Below are 4,165 nucleotides of genomic sequence, written 5' to 3' on the forward strand. Positions count from 1 at the left end.
CGTTGACCGCGCCCTTGCGCACCTCGAAATTGGCGCGCTTGACCGCAACGGTGCCGGAATAGACCTTGGAGACGTCCTCGAGCTTCAGAATGATTTCGCGCTCCGCGATCGCGCTCATGGCTTCGGCCCGATCTCTGCCTCCGCCGGCGTCACCAGCGGCAGGTCCTGGCCGCTCCCCAGCGTATAGGCGCCGAGCACCTTGGCACTGCGGCCTTCCAGCGCCTCGCGCGGCAGCTTGGAAAGCACCGTCTTGTCGGCATAAGCGTTGAAAGCCTTGCCGAACTGGGCGAAGTCGATCTGGTTGGTGAAGTCGTTGAACTGGATGAAGTCCAGGCTGTCGCGCAGCGCGGTACCGCGCACCGCCGGTCCGATCTGCACCCGTGCATCGGCTTTGCCGTCGCCGTCGACATCGACGTCGACCGTTGCCGCACGCGACTGTGTGTTGGCCGCGATAATCTTGCCTTCCAGCCGAACCGCGAAAGTCCAAGGCGAATTCGCCTGCTTGTTCGGATTGCCGTATTTGGCGCCGGCAGCCGCTGGGTCGGTTGTCGCCAGTGTGTGAACCTGCGCAAACGGTCCGGCTTTCTGCTGGAGATAGGGCACGACCTTTGCCGCCCATATCTCTTCGACCATCTTGTCTGGATTGAAGGTGGCAGCGTTGTTGCCGTCGTCCGATTTCGTCGGCAGGATCTTGCAGGCGGTCAGGCTGATGCCGACCATCACGGTAAGGATCGGCCAGTTCGGCTTGGTGTTCAGCATGGCGGCCTGTCGTTCAGCATCGTGGGCGGCCCACGGAAAATGGCGGCGAGGGGCGATCCTGGGTTCGCCCCTCGCTATTCAAATCACGCTGGCTCAGTTCGTCAGCGCGAAGGTCTCCAGCTTGGCGGCATTGTCGCCATTGACCAGAACGCAGTCCATCAATTGCTTTTCCTTGGCCGGCGACTTCTTGTTCTTGATGAAGTCGTTGGCCTGCTCGACCGCCATCTGCGCCTGCGCGAAGGCGGGCTGCAGCACCGTTGCCTTGATGCCGCCCGAGGTGATGGAGTCGCGAACATCGTTCGATCCGTCGAAGCCGACGACGATGACATCCTTGCGGTTCGCCGCGGCAAGTGCCGCATAGGCGCCCATCGCCATCGTATCGTTGCCGGAGATCACGCCCTTGATGTCGGGGTTGGCCTGCAGGATCGATTCCATCTTGGAATAGGCTTCCGTCTGGCTCCAGTTGGCCGACTGCTGGGCGACCATCTTCAGGTCCGGATAGTCGTCGATGACGTCGTGATAACCCTTGGAACGAATGCCGGCATTGGTGTCGGATTCCTTGCCGACCAGCTCGACGAAATTGCCCTTCTCGCCCATCAGCTTGACGAATTCCTGCGCGCCGAGCTGGGCGCCCTGGTAGTTATTGGAGACGATCTGCGCGACGGCGACGCCGGTGGCGTTGATCTCGCGGTCGATCAGGAAGGACGGAATGCCTGCGTCCTTGGCCTTCTGTACCGCGGCGACGGTGGCGTCGGCGCCGGCATTGTCGAGGATGATCGCCTTGGCGCCGCGGCCGATCGCGGTGTCGATCAGCTCGGACTGCTTGTTGGCGTCGTCGTCATGGACCAGCACCAGCGCCTCGTAGCCGAGTTCCTTGGCCTTGGCTTCGGCGCCGACGGCTTCCGCCTTGAAGAACGGATTGTCGTGCGAGGGCGTGATGATGGCAATGAGATCCGCCGCATAGGCGGGCACGGCCGTGCCAAGCGCCAGCATGCCGGCGAAAGCCGCAAGCGTCATTCTGCGTGTAAGTTTCATGAAGTCCTCCCGTTTGAAAAATTGCCTTGGTTACCGAAAGCATCTGTCGGCATCCGAATTCGTCAGGCGGCGCGGGCGGCGGATCGCTTCGGGGCTAAAGAGCCGTTTGCCGGCTTCCCTCCACGGATCGTTGCTCCCCAGCCATCCTCCACTCGCCCACCGTACTCCTGCCAAAACCCTGTCGATCCGAGCCATGAACAGCTAAGCCAACTGGTATGATGAGTCAACCACGAATTCAGGTGATATGTACCTGATGAGCTACGATGCCGAGCGTCGGCAACGGTACGGCGACGTCGCGGCGGCAGCGCCTCTCCTCTTCAGGTGATACGCTGAATGCTGGCGGCGATCTCTTCCGGCTCGAACACGCGCTTCCAGTCGTCCCGCATCAGCACCGGCTTGCCGAACTCGATCGCCTTGTTGCAGGCATCCGAGAAAACGCCCTTGGTCTCGCCGAAAATGACGGCGCCCAGCACGTTCATATGGCCGAGCAGGAAGTCGAGCGCCGCCTGCTGGTCGACGCCGCGTGCCACGACCTCGTCGACGGCTTCCTTCATGACCACCAGCAGCGAGGCGCACACCGTCTCCGAAAGCCCGGGTTCCAGCAGCGCCATCTGTTCGACGCTGACGCGGTGCGAACGCATGACCGGCGCCCAGATGATCTTCGCGATCGCCTCGCCCTTGGCGTAATCCTCTTCCGGCCCCTGCATCAAGGCGCTGACCATATGCTGCTTGGCCTTGACGCCGCCGAAATAGTCCTTCTTTGCCGCCATATCTGTTTCGTCGTTGAAGATCGGCGGATGGCAGGGGTGGGTGACGAAATAGGTGAGGTCCGGTCGATTCGGCAGGTGGCCGGCGAAGGGTGCCGCCGCGTCGAGCACCACCACCATGGTGCCCGGCGCCAGCTTGCTCTCGATGCTGGTCGCCACCTTGCCGATATGCGTGTCGGGAACGGCCAGGATCACCACATCGGCGCCCTTGAGCGCTTCGTCGGCGCTGACAGTATCGAAACCCAGCCCGGTCTTCAGCCGTTCGCGGCCGGCATCGCTGACCTCGACATGGCGTATTGTGTAGGGCGACCCGCGAAAATTGGTCGACAGGCGGTAGCCCATTTTCCCACCGGCACCGAACAGCGCAATCGTTGTCATTTGGTCACTACTCCTGATCTCAGCGGACGGTATCGCCCGTCGTCAACTGATCAACTGGTATAATCACGCTACCACATTTTGGCAATCCGATAATGACAATGAGGATGCGGGTCATGTGCTTCGCCGCGTCATCGGCTGCCGCCCTCGCAAGCTCAAGCACGAGAACCATGGATGACGCGCTCGGGATATGATCTCTAGATCACCAGAAGAAGCCCGCGCTTGCCCGCTGAGTGCGCATGAGCGCTGCTCTGCCATCCCCAGAAATAGGAGGCATGTGATAGGGGTCGGAGGTCGGGCCGGGCGCTACTTCAAAAGATCGACCAGCATGTCGAAAGCCGCATCGATATCGCCGCGAACCGCCGCCTGAACTGCCTGCTCGTCCCGGTCGCGCAGGGCCGCAAACATCTGTTGATGGTATGTGTTCGCGGTCGAGTAGGATCCATGCAGCATATTGAAATAGGGGCTGATCTGCAGCCATAGATCCTTGATGATCTTGAGCAGGGTTTCGGATCCCGCTGCTCGGTAGATTGCGAAGTGGAAGGTATAATTCGCCCTGAGATAGGCCTTTACGTCGTCCGCGCCATTCGCGCGTTCCAGTGAGTCCAGATCGCGCGCGAAAATCGCAAGATCCGCATCACTGCGGTTCTGTGAGGCCCAGCCGGCGGCGATGGCCTCTATCTCAAAACGTACATTTCGCAAATCGGTGAGCCGCTCGCGGCTGAGCGCCGGAATACCAATGGAGCGCCCGGATACTACCGTCAGCGCGTTGGCTGCCGTCAGGCGCCGCAGCGCTTCCCTGACCGGCATCGGACTGACGCCAAAGGCGTCGGCGAGGCTCTGAACCGTGACCATCTCGCCCGGCACGATGCTGCCGTCGAGAATCAGTTCGGTGACCTGGTTGTAGACCCGGTCCTGCAGAGTTTCCTTGGACAGTGGAATGATCTCGACACCAGGCTTCCTGAACGCCGATCCAGCCATCTCCGGTCAACCTTCCCGCCCATGGGCGACACTATTGCTTGTGCCGGAATGCAAGGTTCGTGGTGCCACGTCAAGCGGCCGACATAGCCCGTTTTGATATAAACGATTTCATCATTGATATTTGATCAAATCATGATACGGTCGCTGGCATCGAATGACAAGGGTTTACGTTTTGTGCCCTTGGGAGGCATTTGGTCGTTCTGTTTGGGAGGAGTTCCACATGGGTATCGGATCGAAAGTCCGGCGGC

General features: G+C 60.7%; 4 protein-coding genes. All 4 read right to left on the reverse strand.

What is annotated here, in order from left to right; all coding sequences use genetic code 11:
• Nucleotides 1-114: 114 nt before the first annotated feature.
• Nucleotides 115-759 (reverse strand): DUF2291 family protein, encoded by a 645-nt coding sequence (locus EN969_RS19420; protein WP_027163941.1) that lies wholly within the window; start codon nucleotides 757-759, stop codon nucleotides 115-117.
• Nucleotides 760-852: 93 nt separating this feature from the next.
• Nucleotides 853-1,794 carry a D-ribose ABC transporter substrate-binding protein gene (locus EN969_RS19425; RefSeq protein WP_024502459.1) on the reverse strand — a complete coding sequence of 314 codons (942 nt, stop codon included), beginning with the start codon at nucleotides 1,792-1,794 and terminating at the stop codon, nucleotides 853-855.
• A gap of 317 nt (nucleotides 1,795-2,111) precedes the next feature.
• Nucleotides 2,112-2,939, reverse strand: a complete 828-nt coding sequence (locus EN969_RS19430) for a phosphogluconate dehydrogenase C-terminal domain-containing protein (protein WP_063167523.1) — start codon at nucleotides 2,937-2,939, stop codon at nucleotides 2,112-2,114.
• A gap of 303 nt (nucleotides 2,940-3,242) precedes the next feature.
• On the reverse strand, nucleotides 3,243-3,917 hold the full coding sequence (locus EN969_RS19440) for a GntR family transcriptional regulator (RefSeq protein ID WP_013533053.1): 675 nt from the start codon (nucleotides 3,915-3,917) through the stop codon (nucleotides 3,243-3,245).
• Nucleotides 3,918-4,165: the final 248 nt, after the last annotated feature.

The sequence above is a fragment of the Mesorhizobium sp. M7A.F.Ca.CA.003.01.2.1 genome, assembly GCF_003998945.1.
Taxonomy (GTDB): Bacteria; Pseudomonadota; Alphaproteobacteria; order Rhizobiales; family Rhizobiaceae; genus Mesorhizobium; species Mesorhizobium ciceri.